Source organism: Peribacillus sp. P4_B1 (assembly GCF_056402395.1).
Genome location: NZ_JBFUHM010000001.1, coordinates 162,740 through 183,069, shown reverse-complemented (window position 1 = coordinate 183,069; position 20,330 = coordinate 162,740). Strand labels below are relative to the sequence as shown.

The 20,330-nt window shown below is 41.4% G+C and carries 18 protein-coding genes and 1 pseudogene; 17 read left to right on the top strand and 2 right to left on the bottom strand.

The genetic code is table 11. The annotated features are described in order from the left end of the window. Positions 1–168 precede the first annotated feature (168 nt). A pseudogene (locus tag AC1DVK_RS00890) lies at positions 169–643 on the top strand (DDE-type integrase/transposase/recombinase); the annotation flags it as partial. A 114-nt stretch (positions 644–757) separates the two neighbouring features. Here the strand turns inward: AC1DVK_RS00890 and AC1DVK_RS00885 are convergent. Then, positions 758–1,963, bottom strand: coding sequence for a nucleotidyltransferase (locus tag AC1DVK_RS00885; RefSeq protein WP_477625675.1), 1,206 nt, complete (start codon positions 1,961–1,963; stop codon positions 758–760). A gap of 218 nt (positions 1,964–2,181) precedes the next feature. Here AC1DVK_RS00885 and AC1DVK_RS00880 point away from each other — a divergent pair, with 218 nt between their 5' ends. The 4 genes from AC1DVK_RS00880 (at position 2,182) to AC1DVK_RS00865 (ending at position 4,555) form a co-directional block, all read left to right on the top strand. Continuing rightward, positions 2,182–2,703 (top strand): YceD family protein, encoded by a 522-nt coding sequence (locus AC1DVK_RS00880; protein WP_410860240.1) that lies wholly within the window; start codon positions 2,182–2,184, stop codon positions 2,701–2,703. 65 nt (positions 2,704–2,768) lie between these two features. Then, a complete protein-coding gene (gene rpmF, locus AC1DVK_RS00875) occupies positions 2,769–2,942 on the top strand; it encodes a 50S ribosomal protein L32 (RefSeq protein WP_034313929.1) in 174 nt (57 codons plus the stop codon). A gap of 91 nt (positions 2,943–3,033) precedes the next feature. Next, positions 3,034–3,855, top strand: a complete 822-nt coding sequence (locus tag AC1DVK_RS00870; protein WP_477625674.1) for an enoyl-CoA hydratase/isomerase family protein — start codon at positions 3,034–3,036, stop codon at positions 3,853–3,855. Between the two features lie 79 nt (positions 3,856–3,934). Continuing rightward, a complete protein-coding gene (locus AC1DVK_RS00865) occupies positions 3,935–4,555 on the top strand; it encodes an RsfA family transcriptional regulator (protein WP_089362406.1) in 621 nt (206 codons plus the stop codon). 42 nt (positions 4,556–4,597) lie between these two features. Here AC1DVK_RS00865 and AC1DVK_RS00860 read toward each other — a convergent pair whose 3' ends face one another. Then, a complete protein-coding gene (locus AC1DVK_RS00860; RefSeq protein ID WP_089362407.1) occupies positions 4,598–5,086 on the bottom strand; it encodes an N-acetyltransferase in 489 nt (162 codons plus the stop codon). A gap of 469 nt (positions 5,087–5,555) precedes the next feature. On the opposite strand from AC1DVK_RS00860, the gene AC1DVK_RS00855 reads away from it, so the two are divergent. From AC1DVK_RS00855 to spoVE, 12 genes are all read left to right on the top strand, one after another. Further along, positions 5,556–6,440 (top strand): 2-dehydropantoate 2-reductase, encoded by an 885-nt coding sequence (locus tag AC1DVK_RS00855; RefSeq protein WP_477625673.1) that lies wholly within the window; start codon positions 5,556–5,558, stop codon positions 6,438–6,440. Positions 6,441–6,444: 4 nt separating this feature from the next. Then, a complete protein-coding gene (locus AC1DVK_RS00850; RefSeq protein ID WP_089362409.1) occupies positions 6,445–6,837 on the top strand; it encodes a DUF3397 domain-containing protein in 393 nt (130 codons plus the stop codon). Between the two features lie 109 nt (positions 6,838–6,946). Beyond that, a complete protein-coding gene (gene bshC / locus AC1DVK_RS00845) occupies positions 6,947–8,575 on the top strand; it encodes a bacillithiol biosynthesis cysteine-adding enzyme BshC (RefSeq protein WP_477625672.1) in 1,629 nt (542 codons plus the stop codon). Between the two features lie 342 nt (positions 8,576–8,917). Further along, on the top strand, positions 8,918–9,349 hold the full coding sequence (gene mraZ / locus AC1DVK_RS00840) for a division/cell wall cluster transcriptional repressor MraZ (RefSeq protein WP_061462319.1): 432 nt from the start codon (positions 8,918–8,920) through the stop codon (positions 9,347–9,349). Positions 9,350–9,401: 52 nt separating this feature from the next. Beyond that, the gene (rsmH, locus tag AC1DVK_RS00835; RefSeq protein ID WP_318680654.1) at positions 9,402–10,334 is read left to right on the top strand and encodes a 16S rRNA (cytosine(1402)-N(4))-methyltransferase RsmH; all 933 of its coding nucleotides are present in this window, start codon (positions 9,402–9,404) and stop codon (positions 10,332–10,334) included. A 32-nt stretch (positions 10,335–10,366) separates the two neighbouring features. Further along, positions 10,367–10,723: a cell division protein FtsL gene (ftsL, locus tag AC1DVK_RS00830; protein WP_061462321.1), complete on the top strand. Its 357-nt coding sequence runs from the start codon at positions 10,367–10,369 to the stop codon at positions 10,721–10,723. Between the two features lie 2 nt (positions 10,724–10,725). After that, a complete protein-coding gene (locus AC1DVK_RS00825; RefSeq protein ID WP_477625671.1) occupies positions 10,726–12,879 on the top strand; it encodes a penicillin-binding protein in 2,154 nt (717 codons plus the stop codon). Positions 12,880–12,992: 113 nt separating this feature from the next. Continuing rightward, a complete protein-coding gene (locus AC1DVK_RS00820; RefSeq protein ID WP_477625670.1) occupies positions 12,993–14,915 on the top strand; it encodes a stage V sporulation protein D in 1,923 nt (640 codons plus the stop codon). 158 nt (positions 14,916–15,073) lie between these two features. Further along, positions 15,074–16,546 carry a UDP-N-acetylmuramoyl-L-alanyl-D-glutamate--2,6-diaminopimelate ligase gene (locus tag AC1DVK_RS00815; protein WP_477625669.1) on the top strand — a complete coding sequence of 491 codons (1,473 nt, stop codon included), beginning with the start codon at positions 15,074–15,076 and terminating at the stop codon, positions 16,544–16,546. Positions 16,547–16,635: 89 nt separating this feature from the next. Continuing rightward, positions 16,636–17,613 carry a phospho-N-acetylmuramoyl-pentapeptide-transferase gene (mraY, locus tag AC1DVK_RS00810; protein ID WP_125161779.1) on the top strand — a complete coding sequence of 326 codons (978 nt, stop codon included), beginning with the start codon at positions 16,636–16,638 and terminating at the stop codon, positions 17,611–17,613. Then, a complete protein-coding gene (murD, locus tag AC1DVK_RS00805; protein WP_089362413.1) occupies positions 17,614–18,966 on the top strand; it encodes a UDP-N-acetylmuramoyl-L-alanine--D-glutamate ligase in 1,353 nt (450 codons plus the stop codon). A 162-nt stretch (positions 18,967–19,128) separates the two neighbouring features. Continuing rightward, positions 19,129–20,229: a stage V sporulation protein E gene (spoVE, locus tag AC1DVK_RS00800; RefSeq protein ID WP_089362414.1), complete on the top strand. Its 1,101-nt coding sequence runs from the start codon at positions 19,129–19,131 to the stop codon at positions 20,227–20,229. Positions 20,230–20,330: the final 101 nt, after the last annotated feature.

Genomic DNA, 20,330 nt, shown 5'->3' with positions numbered 1-20,330 from the left:
TGAACTGCACCCCAATTGTTAGACAAAAGTCTAGCAATTGGAGGTGTATTTTTTATGGTGCGATTATTTGAAGATAAAGTAGAAGTGGTTTCGCAGTACTTGGAAGGATAGGATCCCGTTAAATCGCTGAGTACCATGCATCTCATTCCGTGAGCCCAGCTTCAATAATTTCACGGCATTAAACCTGAACGAAAATGGGTGACAGATGTGACAGAGTTTCATCTCTTTGTTGAAAAATGATATCTTTACCTATTCTCGATTTATACAATGGTGAAATTATTTCTTATACGATTGAAACACGCCCTGTCTTTCGAGCTTGTGTCCAAGATGTTAGATCAAGCTTGCTTAGAGACCCCTGTCCTTCATTCGGATCAAGGGTGGCAAATAAATTGAGGCAATATGTACAAGCTCTCGAGGATCATGGGATTACACAAAGTATGTCCCGTAAAGGAAACTGTCTCGAGGACGCGGTTATCAAAAATTTGAATCAAAATTACATTACCTGCAAGGATACTACAGGATGTCCCATTTCAAACAAGAGCTGGAAAACTATATCGAATACTATAATCACAAACGGATCAAGGCAAAATTAATAGGACTAAGTCCGGTGCAATACCGAACTCAATCCTTAGGAGCAGCGTAACTAAATGACGTGTCTAACTTTTTGTGTTCACTTCACAGTCATCTTCTGTTTCCGCTTTTTTTGATTAGCTGATTTTACATGTAAGGACCGGGCAGGCCAAGCTTAAATGCATCTTCATTTGATAATGATGGGGGCTTCATATTCCCGTTTCATCAAGTCAGCTTGATACGGTTCGGGCAAGCCCAGTGCATACACCTGTGCCGCTCGTAAGTCCATATCGATGTCCTGCTTCTGATAGGACGAAAGTTTAGAGATGAGCGGGAGAGGTAAGCCTTTTTTAACGGTACGAAGATATTCTTGTCCCCGGCCATTCATGCCAAGAAGTCTGATATAGGCTGGTTGGTCATTGTGAATCACTTGTTCCTTTAATGTATGAGTCAATACATGGACACACATCCGCTGAAGGCGTGTCCATGTATAGCGTTTTGTCTTCAGAGCGGCCATGAATCCAGTAAAGCTCGAAGATTGTTTGGCCATCTCCTTTATTCGGTGTTCTATGCCTTCTTCAATTTCGTAAATCTCTGCCAATTCGATTAAAGAGGAAGACAGGATTCGGTATTTCAACATGGTCCAATACATTTCCCAGTCATGTAATGCATGATAGGTCGATAAATATTGCTCAAGAGCACTCATTGTCGGTTGAGGAATATAACTGGAAACGGGATTCAATTCCTGCTGTTCATGGATGGCTTTACGTATCCCAGTTGCGCTGGCAATAGGGTCTTTAGACAACTTTGTTTCATGGTATCCGGCAGCAACCCTTTGAATCGTATAAGGGCGAATGGAAAAGCCGTTAGAAAGGGCTGCACTTACATATTCCTTTCCAAGAATATTATTAGGCTTCGTCAAATCCAGTGCCGCATCACCATTGGTGATCGATCGATAGGCCTTGGTAGCACTGGACGGATAACTATTACCGGCATCCATGTACGATTTAATGGCGGCATCGAATGCAGCGGAATTATCCGTAAGAATTCTATGGGCGGTGATGAATGGTTCAATTCTGCCATCCTCACTTCCGAAGCAAAAAGAATCACAGCCAAGGGATTCCAAAAGAGAGATAGATCCTTTTGCAAATATCTCCGCCTTCTGTGTTGCAAAAGCATAGGGAAGCTCGATGACAAGATCTATGCCGCCATTCAAGGCCATTTCGGCACGTGTCCACTTGCTGACGATAGCAGGCTCGCCACGTTGTAAAAAGGGTCCACTCATAACTGCCACAACAATATCTGCCCCTGTTTTTTCTCTACTTTCTCTTGCATGTAAAACATGTCCATTATGAAAAGGGTTATATTCGACAACTAAACCGCAAGCTTTCATTCGTTCACCTCAGAGAAAAACTTTGTATTTTTTCAACTTAGTGCTAAAATAGTATTTCAAGTAAAATTACTATAATGATTCGTCTTGATTTTTTGTTTGAAAAGATTCTTAACCATGGATAATCAGTTAGGATGACTACATTATAGTGTAAAGAAAAAATATTGACAAACTTATAATTGAAAGCTATAATTATTTTTGTTGCCTTGAGGTGATTTCATTTGAAATGGACAATTAGTCAACTTCAAAAAATTCGGGACAAAGATTTACGGTTTGATGAACTGGTGGATGTCTTAGACATTAGAGAAAGAGACCCGCAAATTCGCGATGTTTCTCCGATTAGAGTAACAGGAAGAGCTGATATAAGCTCTACCGAGATTACTTTTCACTTGCATCTTTCAGGTGAATTAACATTACCTTGCTCCCGTACACTGGTAGACGTTAAATATCCGATTGATATTGATACAAAGGAAACCTTTCTTTTAAAGGCAGATGGCACTGATTTCTACGGAGATGATGTCACTGTTGTGGAAGGTGACGTTGTAGACCTTATACCGGTAATTAAAGAAAATTTATTGCTAGAAATTCCGATGCAGGTTTTTTGTGAGGATGTCGATTCAAACGAAGCTGCTCCTCAATCTGGGAAAGACTGGGCTGTTATTTCTGAAGTAGAAAATGAGCATAAGGTTGATCCGAGATTTGCAAAGCTTGCCGACTTTTTTGACAACAATAAAGAATCTTGATTGGAACGAAAAATCGCTAATCCGATTTTTCCAGCTTTTTTATATTTTTTAAGGAGGTGGGAATAATGGCTGTACCTTTTAGAAGAACGTCGAAAACTGTAAAAAGAAAACGTCGTACACACTTCAAGCTTCAAGTACCTGGTATGGTAGAATGCCCGAGCTGTGGTGGAATGACTCTTTCACATCACGTTTGTAAAGAATGTGGAACATATAAAGGAAAAGAAGTTGTCGCAAAATAATTTCTTGACCTACTTGAGAGCTTTGCTTTCTTGATGCAACACGCTAAAAAAAGCGCAGAGATATATCTCTGTGTTTTTTTTGCAAATTTATTTGGCAGAATATTTAGAATCATCTATATTCGATGATGATTTTGGAGAAGGTGAATATGTGTATCGGATGATTAAGGTTGAAAAGGATATACGCGGTATCATGAAGGTCCTAATTAATAGACCGGAGAAAAGGAATGCCGTGAATTATCAATTGATGGACGAACTTAAGTCGATATTGTCAGAAGCGGCACACGATGAAGAAGTTAAGTTACTCGTCCTGACAGGGGCGGGCTCTGAGGCATTCTGTTCAGGTGGGGATTTAAGTGAATTTCAGGATTTGCATACAGAAGAAGAGGCCTTTACTATGTTATCGAAAATGGGTGAAATACTTTATACACTAGCAGTTTTTCCTAAACCAACATTTGCGCTCATCAACGGAAGCGCAGTCGGCGGAGGATGCGAAATAGCGACAGCTTGTGATTTCAGATTGGCAAAGAGCGGAGCTAAGCTAGGATTTGTACAAGGAACTCTAGGAATCACGACTGGCTGGGGCGGAGCTTCACTTTTGCTTGAAAAAATACCAGAGCAAAAAGCGCTGAAGCTATTATTGGATGCAAAAATACATAAAGCTGAGGAAGCAAAGGAATTTGGTTTCGTAGATGAGATAGTCGGAGCAGGATTGGATGGGTGGGAGAAGTTCGCAGAAGATTTTCTTCGCCATGAGACAGGGGTATTGATGGCTTATAAAAGATTGCTTGTCCATAAATGGGAGTATAGCGGGCTTAGAGGAAGGATGGATGCGGAAATCCGGGAATGTTCTAAACTGTGGGCGAGTGATGAGCATCATGCTGCAGTTGACCGTTTTTTAAATAAGAAAAAATAAATATTACCCGCTCTATATATCTTCTATCTTTCCTAGCATGTGCATATTATGAATTAAAACTTGCTAAGGAGGTAGAGAGATGTCGATTGCGAGACAAGATGCATGGACTCACGATGAAGATTTGTTGTTGGCTGAAGTGGTACTAAGGCATATACGGGAAGGCAGTACACAATTAAAGGCTTTTGAAGAAGTGGGGAAACAATTATCGAGGACATCGGCTGCATGTGGATTCCGTTGGAATTCATTTGTAAGGAAGCAATATAAATCAGGGATTGAGCTGGCAAAAAAACAAAGGAAAGAACAGGTGGTCAATGATCCTGATTTGGAAAGGGATTCCGTTCCAGTGGTGGAAAATAACACTATTGAACAAAAATCGCCCCAGGAGGAAGAAAAAGAATCTATCACCCTCCAGGAAGTTATATTATATTTAACCAAAATGGATGAATTTTTTCAGCTTGAAAATAAGGAAAAAGAACGGATTTTTGAGCGGTCCCTATTACTTGACCGGGAAAATGGACGATTACGGGAAGAGAATTCACTGCTTAAAGAAAACTTGAAAGCGGTAGAGGAAGATTATCGTGCGTTAATGCAGATTATGGAGCGGGCAAGAAAGCTTAGTGTACAAGAAGATGAAAAAACGAATCCGAAGGTGAGTTTTCAAATGGATAAGAATGGAAATTTGGAAAGGGTAAGTAAATAGAAAATGCGGGTGGGAAAATCCGCCCGCATTTTCTATATTTCCTTATCCTTGTGTATCTATTTCTTTATTTTCTTGTTTGTCAAATGGGCTCCAAATCAGTGGGTTTTCTCCAAGGTCCCTTTCCATATCATAGGAAACTGCAGAAAATCCCATTTTTTTCCAAAAGTCTTGTGAATGGACTCTTGGGTTGGTTTTGATAGGCATGTTCAGGCTTTTGGCGAATTCGACTAAAGCTTTTCCATACCCCTTTTTCTGATAGTTAGGCAGGACTTCAAGTTTCCAAAGAACAAGGAAGTCCCTTGAATTGTCAAAATACTGGTCAAATTTAGCGCTTCTTTTATACAGGCTCATCCGTGCTACAAGTTTGTCGCCATAAAAGATTCCATAAAAAGGTGACTGGCTGTCATTTTCAATGATGTTACCCTCTAAATCATCTAGCATTGACAGTTCCTGTATCCCGTATTCTTTGAACTTTTTGAATTCCTCAAGCGTTTTAAAATTAACAAGTAATCGTTCCACCTTGTATTCCATAAAAAAGCTCCCCCTTAATTCTGATAAACCTCTTCCCATTTCCCATTGAAAGTCATCCCACCGATCTTTACCATGTGGAATTCCAGCTAAAGGCTAAATCTAGTATGACATCGACCGATTTATCCTTGCTGACTAAATGCCTACAGCGCCTTTTATCCCCCGCCCATTCCCTTCGATTTCTCGATAGTTAAGATTGGGGGTATCTTTGTTCCTATATAGTCTAAAGAATGTAAGCTTTTCCTATATAATATACCATTAAATTATCGCTTGAAGAAGGAAATATATCTTCTAATGGGTATTTAAAATTCTTTTCATTGAATTCCATTGCGACCCTTGTTGATGGGCTGGGGAACTTCATTTAAGTTGATTAGCGGGGTTTTCCAAAGTTGTTGATGTGAAAATTGATGCAGGGTAAAAAGGATAATGTGTTAAAATAGTTAATATATTTCAAATAGTAAGGAAGGTTATTATGAGAATTGGAATCATTGGGGGAGGGGCCATCGGGCTGCTGTTTGCATCTCATTTGAGTGAAAACCATAGAGTGACTCTTTATACCCATACTGCGGAACAGGCCTCCATCATCAATCATGAAGGTATACGTCTTATTGTGGATGGTGAAAGCCGTCTGCTGGCAGGCATCGTTTCAAAGAGCTTGGATGAGGGGATTTCGGATGAGGATCTTCTTATAATGGCCGTTAAGCAATATCACCTGCCGCAAATACTGCCTAGGATCAATGATATCCAGGTTCCGTTGCTTTTCTTGCAGAATGGCTACGGGCATATTTCTTATTTGAGGCAGCTTCAATCCCAAGCCATCTATGTGGGGGTAGTGGAGCATGGGGCATTGAAACATGATTTGAATACCGTAGAACACACTGGAGTGGGCATTACAAGAATCGCTTCATTTAAAGGGGAACTTGAACAACTCTCGTTAGTTAATGAAATGTTCGATCAATTCCCATTCACTAAGAGTGAAGATTATCATACGATGCTGGTGGATAAGCTTATCGTTAATTCAGTGATAAATCCATTAACAGCGATCCTTGCTGTGGAAAATGGCGGTCTAATCACTAATGCCTATTATTATCAATTGTTTCAAGCCCTTTTTGAAGAAATCTCTGGTATTTTGGAAATCCAAAATAGAACAGAGTCATTTGAACATGTGAAATCCGTTTGTATGGCGACAGCGGAAAATCGATCGTCGATGCTAACAGATTTAGAAAATGGCCGAAAAACGGAAATTGATGCTATTTTGGGTCATATCCTCTCGGAGGCAAAGAGTAAAGGGAAAAGTGATTGCCTGACGTCTTCTCTATATAAGATGGTCAAAGGAAAAGAGTCTCAGGGGGGATGAGAGTGTGCCGAACGTTGTTTCAAGCCTTGCCGCGATATTCATTACCTTGCCTTTCGTAGGGTATATACTTTTTTTTATAAGTGCCAAACAATTCACTGGAAACCATAGGCGCTCCGTTCAATTTGCTATGGACATGAGTACGCTGCTGTTCGTAATATCCGTCCATTATTTAATTATTACAATTTGGGATAAGCAAATTCTTTGGGTGATCATGCTCATCATGCTCATCAACGCATTCGTGGTGGTCCTTGTCCATTACAAGGTGAAGGAAGAAATCATTTTCCGTAAGGTATTAAAGGGTTTTTGGAGAGTGAACTTCGCCTTCTTTTTCTTAGCTTATCTTCTGTTATTTTCCATTGGTTTAATTACAAGTATTACTAAGATATTGACTACATAACATAGAACATCGCATCAATTTTCTGCTGCTGGGCAACTTCTTTTGTTTTCTTAAACCGGAATGTTATACTCTAAAAAGAATTGTAGTTGCAGAGAAAGGGAGAACAGAAATGGAGATGAAAGATCTCGCGTTACCATCGTTAAACCGTTTTGCATCGGACTATTTACAAAACCGCCTTGAAACGGAAGATTATTTTCACTATGACTTGTCTAAGCCTGACATTTATCGCAATAGATATAATGAATTGATGAACCGCTCTTTTTTACGTGGTGAATTGTCGGATTACATACAACAATACATGTCTCGTCTTTCAAGCAGTGAGTCCGTTAAGGGAAATATTGAAAGGTTGCGCAGGGATGATTCCGTGGTCGTTATCGGAGGACAGCAGGCCGGGTTATTATCTGGTCCGCTGTATACCATTCATAAAGTGATTTCGGTCATTAAGCTTGCGGAAGAACAGGAAAAAGAACTAGGGCAGCCAGTGATTCCAGTTTTTTGGATAGCTGGAGAAGATCATGATTTAGCTGAAGTCAATCATGTTTATGTAATGAAAAACGGTAAACCCTACAAAAAAACCTATCCTTCCTATCAGCCGTATAAAACAATGGTTTCTGATGTGGAACTGGAAACGGAAAAGGCAGAGAAGTGGTTTGAAGAAATCATTGAAACATATGGTGAAACGGCCTTTACGAATAAACTTCTGATTGATATGAAAGAAACCATCAGGCAATCAAAAACCTTCGTCGATTTTTTCGCCCGGCTGATTCATGAATGGTTCAAAGAATATGGACTTTTACTAGTCGATGCGGGAGATCCGGAATTAAGGCGAATCGAGAGGACCTACTTCGAATCGATGATCAATGAAAGTGAAAGGATTGCTGAAGTGGTCGAGGAACAGCAGTCATTCATGCATGCTAAAGGGTATGCAAAAATGATAGAAATGGATAAACAGGCAGCGAATTTATTTTATTATGATCCAGAAAAAAAAGACCGATGTTTACTCGAACGTGTAGAAGGCGGTTTCAGCGGGAAAAACGGCGAGGTATCTTTTTCCAGGCAGGAACTCCTGCAGATAGCCAAAAACCATCCAGAACGATTGAGCAACAATGTCATTACACGCCCACTTATGCAGGAAATGCTTTTCCCTGTTTTGGCTTTCATTTCTGGGCCAGGGGAAATAGCCTATTGGGCAGAATTAAAACAGGCTTTTGAGTTGTTTTCCATGAAGATGCCTCCAATCATTCCTAGGTTAAACATCACGCTTGTGGAGCGCAGTGTCCATGCAGATCTTGAAGAAATGGAACTCAGTTTGGAAACTGTTCTGACTGAAGGAACCGCTAATGCAGTAAAAAGTTATCTCGATTCCGTGAAAGATGAGACGATTGACCAGCTGTTTGGGACGCTGAAATCACAGCTTGAAGAGAACCATGGAAAGCTTTTTGTCCGCGCTGTCTCTATAGATAGAGGACTTGAGCCAATGTTGAATAAAAACATTGAATTCATCCAAAAGCAACTGGATTTTATGTATGGGAAAATTGGTGACCGTACAAAGGAACGTCATTCGGTCATATTGAAAAAATATGAACGGATAGCAAATTCGATGTATCCTCTTGGATCACCCCAGGAGAGGATTTGGAATGTTTTTTATTACTTGAATCTATATGGACCAGAGTTCGTTCGGGATATCATGAAATTGGAATACCGGTTCAATAATCAGCATAAATTGATTTTCATGTAGAAAAACCATCCGTTTGGGGAAAAGTGGTGGACTAATCATTTTGAATGAGGATTTCCACATCCCTATCTGACGGAGGGATTGAAAAATGGAAAAAAGACAGGCGTTAAAGCCTGTCTTTTTTTTTGGTTCCAGGGCACTTGACTGGCAGTGCTTCGACAGAAATAGTGGGACTGCGTCTTAGTCTGAGTCCATTCGAGTGGAATGCAGGTTTCAATAAATAAATTGACTAAATAAACTTAAGTTGAAAAGAAGGTAATTTTTACTTGGAAGGAGAAAGTAAAAACAAGTGGAGAAAGGTGGGGGAATGTGGTACATTGAGATTAGAATGTGGGGGTAGTGGGTATGTTCATGGGAGAGTACCATCATAACATCGATATAAAGGGCCGTTTGATAGTTCCAGTGAAATTCAGGGACGATCTCGGGGAGCAATTTGTCCTTACCCGCGGACTCGATCAATGTTTATTTGGTTACCCTATGGAAGAGTGGAAGCTGCTTGAAGAAAAGCTTAAAGCCCTGCCTTTAACAAAAAAAGATGCCCGTGCCTTTACCCGTTTTTTCTTTTCTGCAGCTACAGAATGCGAAATTGATAAACAAGGGCGAATTAATATCCCCACGCCGCTTACTTCATATGGCCAATTGGAAAAAGAATGTGTAATTCTTGGTGTTACCAATCGTATTGAGATTTGGAGCAAATCCCTTTGGGAAAACTATTTTTCAGCTTCGGAGGATTCTTTCGCTGAGATAGCAGAAAATATGATTGGCTTTGATATTTAAAGCTGCCCTCAAAAATAGAGTCACTCAATAACTGATTGGAAGGATGTCTAGCATGTTTCAACATACAACAGTGTTATTAAAAGAGACGGTTGATGGATTGAACATCAAACCTGATGGAATTTATGTGGATTGTACTTTAGGAGGAGCCGGTCACAGCGAATACTTACTTTCACAGCTCTCTGACAATGGTAGGCTTTATGCTTTTGATCAGGACGAAACGGCAATTCGGAATGCTAAGGAAAAGTTAGGAAGATTTGGCGAACGTATTGTTCTTGTTCCTAATAATTTTAAATACTTAAAAGAAGAGTTGAATGCCCGGGGAATCGAGAAAGTAGACGGGATTCTTTATGATTTAGGTGTGTCATCCCCACAATTGGATACACCGGAACGTGGTTTCAGCTATAACCATGATGCTCCTTTGGATATGAGGATGGACCAAAGTGCTGCCATTTCTGCCTATGATGTCGTGAACACCTGGTCATTCCATGATTTGATGAGAATTTTCTTTCAATATGGAGAAGAAAAGTTTTCGAAGCAAATTGCCAGGAAAATTGAAGCGGCTCGTGAAATAAAACCGATTGAAACGACGTTTGAGCTTGTAGAACTAATTAAGGATGGGATACCGGCCCCAGCAAGGCGTAAAGGCGGACACCCTGCGAAACGAGTTTTCCAAGCAATAAGAATCGCTGTGAATGATGAACTTGGTGTCTTTGAAGATTCCTTAGAGCAAGCCATATCGCTTTTGGATAAAGAAGGAAGAATATCTGTCATTACATTCCATTCTCTTGAAGATAGAATTTGTAAAACGGTATTTAAAAAAGCAAGTAGCTTGCCAGACCTTCCACCGGGACTTCCAGTTATCCCGGATGAATTCAAACCGCCTATGAAAATAATTACGAGAAAACCGATTTTACCTTCAGAAGAAGAATTGGAAGGAAATAATCGTTCCCGATCGGCTAAGCTAAGAATCGCCGAAAAGCAATAATTACAGAAAAAAATCAGTAAGGGGGAACATGAATGAGTTCCATAGCCAAAAAAATACAAGAACAGCAAAATGAAGACCAACAGCAGCAACAGACACATCAGACAGTGGTCATCCGTAAAGCGAAGATATCCATTGGTGAAGTTTTCTTACTATGTGCCCTTGCTATCATGGTTACTTTTATGGGAGTGAAAATAGTCTCTAATCAAGCGGACATTTATGAAACGAATAAAGAAATACAGCTAGTGGAAAATTCAATTGAAGAACAAGGAAAAGTGAATGATGATTTGAAAGTGCAGGTTGCTGAACTTAGTACATACGAAAGAATTTGGAAAAAAGCTGCAGCTCTAGGGTTCAAGTTAAATGAGAATAATGTGAAGGGTGTGCAGTGATAATGCAGAAACAAAAAAATATGAAGCATGGGGCAGCCGGATTATTTTTCTTATTCGGCCTGCTCTTTTTTGTATTAATCTGCCGCTTTTTGTATATTGAGGTGACTGGTACCGCAGGCGGGGAAGTACTGGCTTCGAAAATCGACAAGAAATATCAAAAAACACAGAGCATAGAAGCAAAAAGAGGTAGCATACTCGATACAAAAGGTGAAGTCATCGCCGAGGATACTTCCTCCTATATTTTAAGGGCTGTACTCAGTAAAAAGGAACCTGAGCATGTCAAAGATCCGGATATGACTGCGAAAAAGCTTGCTAAATATATCGACATGGATGAACAGGACATCTATGAAAGGTTAACGAAAAAAGGGGCATACCAGGTAGAGTTCGGTAGTGCCGGCAAGGATCTGACTCAGGTCGTCAAGCAGAAAATAGAAAAATTGGAACTGCCGGGAATTACATTCGGAAGAACCAATAAACGTTTTTATCCTAATGGAATCTTCGCATCCCATCTGATTGGCTATGTAGAAAAAGATGAAAAAACGGGAGAAACGGCTGGTAAGTTCGGCATTGAAAAGTATCTCAATAAACAATTGCAGGAAACAAACGGGGAGCTGACATATGACAGTGACTCTTGGGGCTTCCTTTTGCCGGATACAAAGGAAAAGGTGGTTGCTCCGGATAATGGCAATGATGTCATGCTTACCATCGACAAGAAAATACAAACGCTCCTGGAAGATTCGATGAGCAAAGTGCAACAAAAATACGATCCCGAGGAAATCATAGCGATTGTTTCCAATCCCAAAACAGGGGAGATTATGGCGATGGGGCAAAGGCCTTCCTTCAACCCAACAACGAGAGTCGGGCTAACGGATACATGGCGTAACCTGGCTATTGAAGACTCCTTTGAACCGGGATCAACCATGAAAACATTCACCCTTGCCGCGGCTGTTGAGGAAGGGGTCTTTAATCCAAATGAAACTTTTGTTGCAGGAACTTACAAAGCGGGTTCAGGGGAAATTCATGATCATAGCGGAATCGAAAGAGGGAAGAGCATGACCTTTCTTGAAGGGGTTCAACGTTCTTCTAACGTCGCTTTTGCTACTCTTGCAATGGATAAGATCGGAGCGGATACTTTTCGTGAGTATTTGACAAAGTTCGGTTTCGATAAAAAAACTGGGATAGATTTGCCGAACGAGATAACCGGTAAAATTCAATACAAGTATAAGCTTGAAAAAGTTACCACTTCCTTTGGACAAGGTTCGACCGTTACGCCGATTCAACAGATCCAGGCTGCTTCCGCAATAGCCAATGACGGTAAAATGATGCAGCCGTACGTGATAAAAAGCATTTCCGATCAGGATACCGGAAAAGTTTTGAAAACGACAAAGCCGAAAGTGACAGGGCAACCGATTTCGGCAGAAACTGCAAAACAAGTCCGAGACTATTTGGAAACGGTAATTTCTGCGAAAAAAGGAACAGGGAAAAAATATGCACTTGATGGATATGAAGTAGCAGGGAAAACAGGAACGGCACAAATTGCTGGTCCGACAGGTAAATATTTAGAAGGGAAAAATAACTATGTATTCTCCTTTTTAGGTATGGCTCCAAAAGATGACCCGGAGTTGGTCATGTATGTGGCGGTCAAGCAGCCGAAATTAGGTGTATCTTATGTCGGGGCTGATCCTTTGTCAGAGATATTTAACCCTGTCATGCAAAATAGCCTGCAATATTTGAACATAAAACCTTCTGACGTTAAAAAACAAAAAGCCAATAAAATCGTTGACTATACGAATCAAACCGAGAGTTCAGCGGTCAAAGAGCTGAAGGATCTTGGCTATGATGTAAGTACGATCGGAAGTGGGCGTAAAGTGCTCGATCAATCCCCGAAAGCCGGTAGTACCCTATTACAGGGTGAAAAAATAATCTTGAAAACCGAAGGGGAAATGAAAGTTCCTGAGATGAAGGGATGGTCCTTGCGCGATGTCATGAAATTAGCTAAGGTTGCAAAACTGGATCTGAAAACTACAGGAACTGGCTATGTGAGTAAACAGGGTATCGAAGCTGGGAAAAAGATGAAGGAAGGAGATACCTTCAATATTGAATTAACCCAGCCTAAAGCTGCAGAGGATATACCGAATAAAGAGAAAACAGAGTGATGATAAAGAGGGAATCCAAACGGATTCCCTTTTTATTTCTTTAAAAGTTTCTTAGTCTAGCATCGGGCAGACAAGCATATATTGAACCATGTATGAAATGGAGGTGCCTGTTTTTGCGTGTTTCGAATGTTACTGTCCGAAAACGGCTGGCAATCGCATTGGCAGTGGGTATCGTTGTTTTTTTTATCATTGATGTCCGTTTGGGAATTGTACAATTTTATTTAGGGGATAAGCTGACGGGGCTGGCTAAAGATTCCTGGAGCAGGAATATTCCTTTTGAAGCTAAACGAGGTGAAATCCTGGATCGGAATGGTGTTGAGCTGGCAACGAATATTTCTGCGCCAACAGTCTATGTCATCCCAAGACAGATTGAGAATCCTGGGGAAACGGCGGAACAGCTTGCTTCAATATTGGATATGACAAAGGAAAAGGCTTATCAATGGTTAACGAAACAGGAGATGAGCGTCAGAATCCCGGAAGGCAGAAAGATATCTCACGAAAAGGCGAAGGAAATTAAAGCATTAGGGATAAAGGGCGTTTATATCGCTGAAGATTCAAAGCGTCATTACCCATTTGGTGAATATCTTTCGCATGTTCTTGGCTTTACGGGCTCCGATAATCAAGGGTTGATGGGAATTGAATTGTCTTATGATAAGGAACTAAGTGGGGAAAAAGGATTTGTTAAATTTTATTCCGATGCGAAAGGGAAAAGGCTCGAAAATATGGCCGATGACTATAAGCCCCCTGTTGATGGTGATAACTTGAAGCTTACGATCGATAGTAAAATCCAGACAATCGTGGAGAGGGAGCTCGATAATGCGGAGGCGACATATAACCCCGATGGTCTAATTGCCATTGCCATGGACCCGAATACAGGGGAAATATTGGCGATGTCGAGCAGGCCAACCTTTGACCCAGCTAATTTTCAAAATGTACCTTCAGAAGTGTATAACCGCAATTTACCAGTTTGGAGTATTTATGAACCAGGTTCGACTTTTAAGATCATAACCCTTGCTGCAGCGCTGGAGGAAGGGAAGGTCGACTTACAAAAGGAACATTTTTATGATTCCGGACATGTGGAAGTGTCAGGTTCTACACTGCATTGCTGGAAAAGCGGAGGACATGGGGATCAAACTTTTCTTGAAGTCGTCGAGAACTCATGTAACCCTGGTTTTGTAGAATTAGGGAACCGGCTTGGTAAAGACAAGCTGTTTAAATATATAAATGATTTCGGGTTTGGACAAAAAACGGGGATTGATTTAACCGGAGAAGGAAAAGGAATCATGTTCAACATGGATCGAGTGGGTCCTGTTGAGCAGGCAACCACTGCATTTGGACAAGGTGTTGCCGTAACGCCCATTCAGCAGGTGACAGCGGTATCGGCGGCTGTGAATGGCGGTACGTTGTATACGCCCTATATCGCAAAGGAACTGGTAGATCCAAAAAATGGAGAAGTACTGATGCGAAAGACCCCGCAGGCGAAGAAAAAAGTAATTTCAGAAGCAACCTCGAAGAAAGTCCGAGAAGCACTTGAATCCGTTGTTGCTAAAGGGAGCGGTAAAGGAGCATTCGTGGAGTCGTACCGAGTCGGCGGGAAAACGGGTACAGCACAAAAAGCTGAAAATGGCCGATACCTTGAAAATAATTATATTCTCTCATTTATTGGTGTCGCTCCAGCGGATGATCCGCAAATCGTTGTCTATATTGCGGTGGATAATCCGAAAGGAACAGTACAATTCGGTGGGGTCGTTGCTGCTCCGATCGTAGGGAATATCATGGAGGATTCACTTAGGGCCATGGGCATCAAGCCAAGAAAAAACCAGATTGAGAAGGAAACGGTTTGGACGGATCCTGTCATGGTTGAGGTACCTGACGTTGTGGGACTCAGCAAAAAAGAGTTGCAAACCCAGCTCATCGACCTTAAGCTGGATATTGTCGGCAATGGGGATAAAGTCATAAATCAAGCTCCGGATCCAGGTGTTAAAGTAAAAGAAGGGTCCACGATAAGAATTTATCTTGGCGAAAATACAGAATAAGTATAATATAATATATGAATAGTTAAAGCGGCTGAAGAATCATCAGCCGCTTTGTTTACGGAGTCGTGATAACCCCGTATAATTGAAATTGGCTTCTCGACAAGCCAAGACTAATCACATATAATGAATCCTCAAATTAAGTTGAGAGGGATGGAAAAATGAAGCTTCACAAATTACTATCTTATTTACACTCCTTATTTACGTATGAAGGAGAAAATCCTGAAATCACCTCCATTGAAAATGATAACCGTAAAGTCATAGACGGAAGTTTATTTGTTTGTATAAAAGGTTATACAGTCGATGGTCATGATTTTGCCCAATCTGCTGTAGAACATGGAGCTGCAGCAGTCATTGCAGAAAGGCCGCTCGACCTCGATGTTCCCGTGATCGTTGTCAGGGATTCAAGCAGGGCAATGGCAATGCTTGCCGATGCATTTTATGGCCATCCTACGCAAAAGATGCGCTTGATTGGAATTACAGGTACGAATGGAAAAACGACCACCAGTCACTTATTGGAAAAGATTTTCGAGGATCGAAATGAAAAAACAGGATTGATTGGCACGATGTATACAAAAGTTGCCGATACGGTATACGAAACTAAGAATACGACGCCAGATAGCGTTACACTGCAGAAGGCTTTTCATGAAATGGCCGAAGCGTCTGTTTCCACGGCCATTATGGAAGTTTCTTCGCATGCACTTGAGCTTGGTCGAGTCCATGGCTGTGATTATGATATTGCCGTTTTTACGAATCTCACACAGGATCATTTGGATTTCCATAAAACCATGGACAGATACAGGCAGGCAAAATCATTATTTTTCTCCCAGCTCGGCAATGCCTACATAGAAAACCGTCCAAAATATGCTGTACTTAATGTTGATGATGAGGCAACAGCTGATTTCATTAAAGTGACCGCTGCTACAGTCGTTACATACGGGATAGACAAAGAAGCGGATATCAGGGCCAAGGACATAAAAATTGATGCAAATGGCACATCATTCACCTTGACAGCGGGCAAAGAGGAGCGTTTCATTCAGCTGAAGCTAATTGGTAAATTCAGTGTTTATAATGTTCTCTCAGCCATCTCAGCCGCTCTGTGCGCGGGTAACGATCTAGATGAGACCATTAGATCAATTGAGGATATAAAAGGTGTTGCAGGCCGTTTTGAGCTTATTACAGCAAATCAGTCCTTCCCGGTCATAGTTGACTATGCCCATACACCGGACAGTTTAGAGAATGTCCTAAAGACTGTTGGTGAGTTTGCTGAAAAGAAAATTTTTGTGATAGTGGGCTGCGGCGGGGACCGAGACAAGACAAAGCGTCCTATCATGGCCGAAATTGCATGCAGGTTGGCGACTGACCCGATTTTCACCTCGGATAATCCGCGCAGTGAAGCTGCTGCCCAAATCCTGCGGGATATGGAAGCTGGTGTAGCAGGCAAAGAATATACGGTTATCGAAGACCGCAAGCAGGCGATTAATTATGCAGTTGCCAAGGCGGAAGAGGGAGACGTTATTTTAATTGCTGGAAAAGGTCATGAAACATATCAATTGGTCGGTGACGAGGTGCTTCACTTCGATGACCGTGAAGAAGCAGTAAAGGCGATTCAAAGTCGTTTGGGTTCAGTATGAACCAGCGGTGAATTTGTCCCGTCAACAAACAAGAAATGACAACAAGCAGAATTTTATTTTGAATTGTGTTAGGAATGAGGGAGTAAGGAATGTTGGAACAAGTAATTTTTTATACGATTTTGGTGGCGTTTTTAGTAACCGTTCTTCTTTCGCCGATTTTCATCCCGTTTTTACGAAGATTGAAATTCGGGCAAAGTATCAGGGAAGAAGGCCCACAATCGCATCTGAAGAAAACGGGAACACCCACCATGGGCGGTTTGGTCATATTACTATCTGTTACTATCGCTACACTTGTCATGACTTTTAAATTTTCGGAACCATCAACTGAAACTTATTTATTATTATTCGTTACTTTAGGATTTGGTTTATTAGGTTTCTTGGACGATTTCATCAAAGTGGTGATGAAACGTAATCTAGGACTGACTTCAAAGCAAAAACTGCTTGGACAAATTGTGATTTCGGTCATCTTTTACTTCGTCTTTAAGCAGACAGACCGTTTTAATCCTGAATTGACGATTCCAGGTACAGACTATGCTGTTGATTTTGGCTGGTTTTATCTCTTCATCGTTATTTTCTGGCTGGTAGGTTTTTCGAATGCCGTCAATTTGACGGATGGGCTTGATGGACTTGTCTCAGGCACATCAGCCATTGCTTTTGGTGCTTTTGCCATTTTGGCCTGGAGTCAGTCACAATATGATGTCGCTATATTTTCTGTTGCGGTTGTCGGTGCAGTACTAGGATTTTTGGTATTCAATGCCCATCCTGCAAAGGTATTCATGGGGGATACAGGTTCCTTGGCACTTGGAGGAGCCATCGCTACCATCGCCCTGTTAACCAAGCTTGAAATCCTCCTGGTAATCATTGGCGGAGTCTTCGTCATTGAGACCCTCTCTGTCATCTTACAGGTAGGATCTTTTAAAACGACTGGTAAACGTATTTTTAAAATGAGTCCGCTTCACCACCATTATGAGCTTTCTGGCTGGTCGGAATGGCGTGTCGTCGTGACTTTCTGGACAGTGGGGCTGCTGTGTGCGGTACTCGGAATCTATTTAGAGGTGTGGATATAATTGAAAGAGACTGCAAAGTATTCAGAGAAAAAGATATTGGTATTAGGATTGGCAAAAAGCGGAGTGATGGCAGCTTCGCTTCTACATAAATTAGGTGCTTTCGTGACGGTTAATGACATGAAGCCATTATCGGAAAATCCTGAAGCCCAAGGACTTCTTGAACAGGGAATCAAGGTCATCTGCGGAAGTCATCCGATCGAGCTACTTGATGAAGGTTTCGAGTTGATCGTGAAAAACCCGGGAATCCCCTATCGGAATCCTATTGTAAAAGGGGCATTGGAAAAAGGGATTCCAGTTATCACGGAAGTTGAACTGGCCTATCAGATCAGTGAGGCCCCTTTCATAGGCATCACTGGTACAAATGGAAAAACGACTACGACAACATTGGTATTCGAAATGTTGAAAATCGGTGAAAAATCCCCGCTTATTGCTGGAAATATCGGTACAGTTGCTTCTGGTGTTGCTGAAAAAGCAAAATCCGATGACTCGATCGTCATTGAATTATCATCATTCCAGTTGATGGGGATAGAGGAGTTTCGTCCTGAAATCTCGATCTTGACTAATCTGTATGATGCGCATTTGGATTATCATAGCTCCAAACAGGAATATGCAGAAGCAAAAGCTGCGATTACGAAAAATCAAATAGGCTCAGATTTCATGATTTTTAATGCAGATCAAGATGCCGTTTTATCCATGGCGAAAAAGACCAAGGCTGAACTTGTTCCTTTTTCAACTGAAGTGAAACATGAGAATGGCGCCTATGTGGAAGAAGGTGCCGTTTATTTCCGAGGAGAAAAAGTCATTGATGTTTCAGAGATAGCCCTTCCTGGAAAACATAATTTGGAAAATGTGCTTGCAGCCATCTCGGCGGCCAAACTGAAGGGTGTTGCTAACGAAGCCATTCAGACTGTCCTAAAAACATTTTTTGGTGTGGAACACCGTCTGCAGTATGTAGCGACGATCGAAAACCGTAAGTTTTATAATGATTCGAAAGCGACGAACATCCTAGCTGCATCCAAAGCGCTAACATCCTTTACGGAACCTGTCATCCTATTGGCAGGCGGGTTGGATCGCGGAAATGAATTCGATGAGTTAAAACCGGCTATGAAAAATGTCAAAGCCGTGATAACTTTTGGCGAAACGGCAGAAAAAATTGAGCGGGTAGCCAAAGAAATAGGAATAGCGAATATAAAACGTGTCGATAATGTAGAAAAGGCCGTACCGGCTGCATTTGAATTTTCAAATGAAGGCGACTGCATTCTTCTCTCCCCTGCTTGTGCAAGCTGGGATCAATATAAAACTTTTGAGCAAAGAGGAGACATGTTTATGGAGGCCGTGCATAAACTTAAGTAAGAGCTTTCGCAAAAGAGAAGTGAACCTGCTTCTACGTTGACACCTTGGAAAAAAGCGATAATGAGCCGTTATCGCTTTTTTTTTGACTAAAGTGCTGACAAGCAATCAGCATTGATGTTTATATTCGTACAGGCTCGAAAAACTTCCTCGAGGTGGATGTCCGTGCCATTAAAAAAATCGAATCCCGATCTTATTCTCATTATCGTCACCTTAAGTCTTTTGACCGTTGGATTAATCATGGTTTACAGTGCTAGTGCCATTTGGGCAACATATAAATTTGATGATTCGTTTTATTTTGCTAAAAGGCAGTTGCTGTTTGCCTGCGTTGGTGTCATAGCCATGTTTTTCATCATGAATGTGGATTATTGGACGTGGCGGACTTGGGCCAAGATTCTCATCATCATATGTTTCATTATGTTATTGGCGGTGCTTGTACCAGGTATAGGGATGGCAAGAAATGGATCGAGGAGCTGGATTGGTGTAGGTGCCTTTTCGGTACAGCCATCTGAGTTCATGAAGCTGGCGATGATCGCTTTTTTGGCTAAGTTTTTATCCGAACGGCAAAAGCTGATCACCTCTTTTAAAAAAGGGATGCTTCCATCCTTGGGTTTAGTGTTTTTGGCATTTGGATTGATCATGTTACAGCCCGACCTTGGAACGGGAACGGTAATGGTAGGAACATGCATCGTTATGATTTTTATTTCCGGGGCAAAAATCAGCCATTTTGTCGGCTTGGGGCTAATAGGGGTAGTAGGTTTTATCGGCCTGATTTTGTCAGCGCCGTACAGGATAAAAAGGATCACATCTTTTCTGGATCCTTGGGAAGACCCTTTGGGCAGTGGCTTTCAAATGATTCAATCGTTTTATGCAATCGGGCCCGGTGGATTGTTCGGACTGGGACTCGGGCAAAGCCGCCAAAAGTTTTTCTATTTACCAGAACCGCAGACCGATTTCATTTTTGCCATACTTTCCGAGGAACTTGGCTTCATCGGAGGCTCTCTGGTCATATTGTTATTTGCACTCATGCTTTGGCGGGGCATTCGGATCGCACTTGGTGCCCCTGATTTATATGGGAGCCTTGTAGCGGTGGGAATCATTGCAATGGTCGCCATTCAAGTGATGATCAATATAGGGGTAGTAACGGGATTGATGCCAGTTACGGGTATCACCTTACCACTTTTAAGTTATGGCGGTTCATCTTTGACACTTATGTTGATGGCGATCGGAGTGCTCCTGAATATTAGCCGTTATTCAAGGTTTTGACATCAGGAAAATATATGGTTGGCAAAGGGAAGCCCTGTTAAACGCAGGGTTTTCCTTTTTTTATTCTTACGATGAAAACCCTTGCAGGAAACTGATTTTGG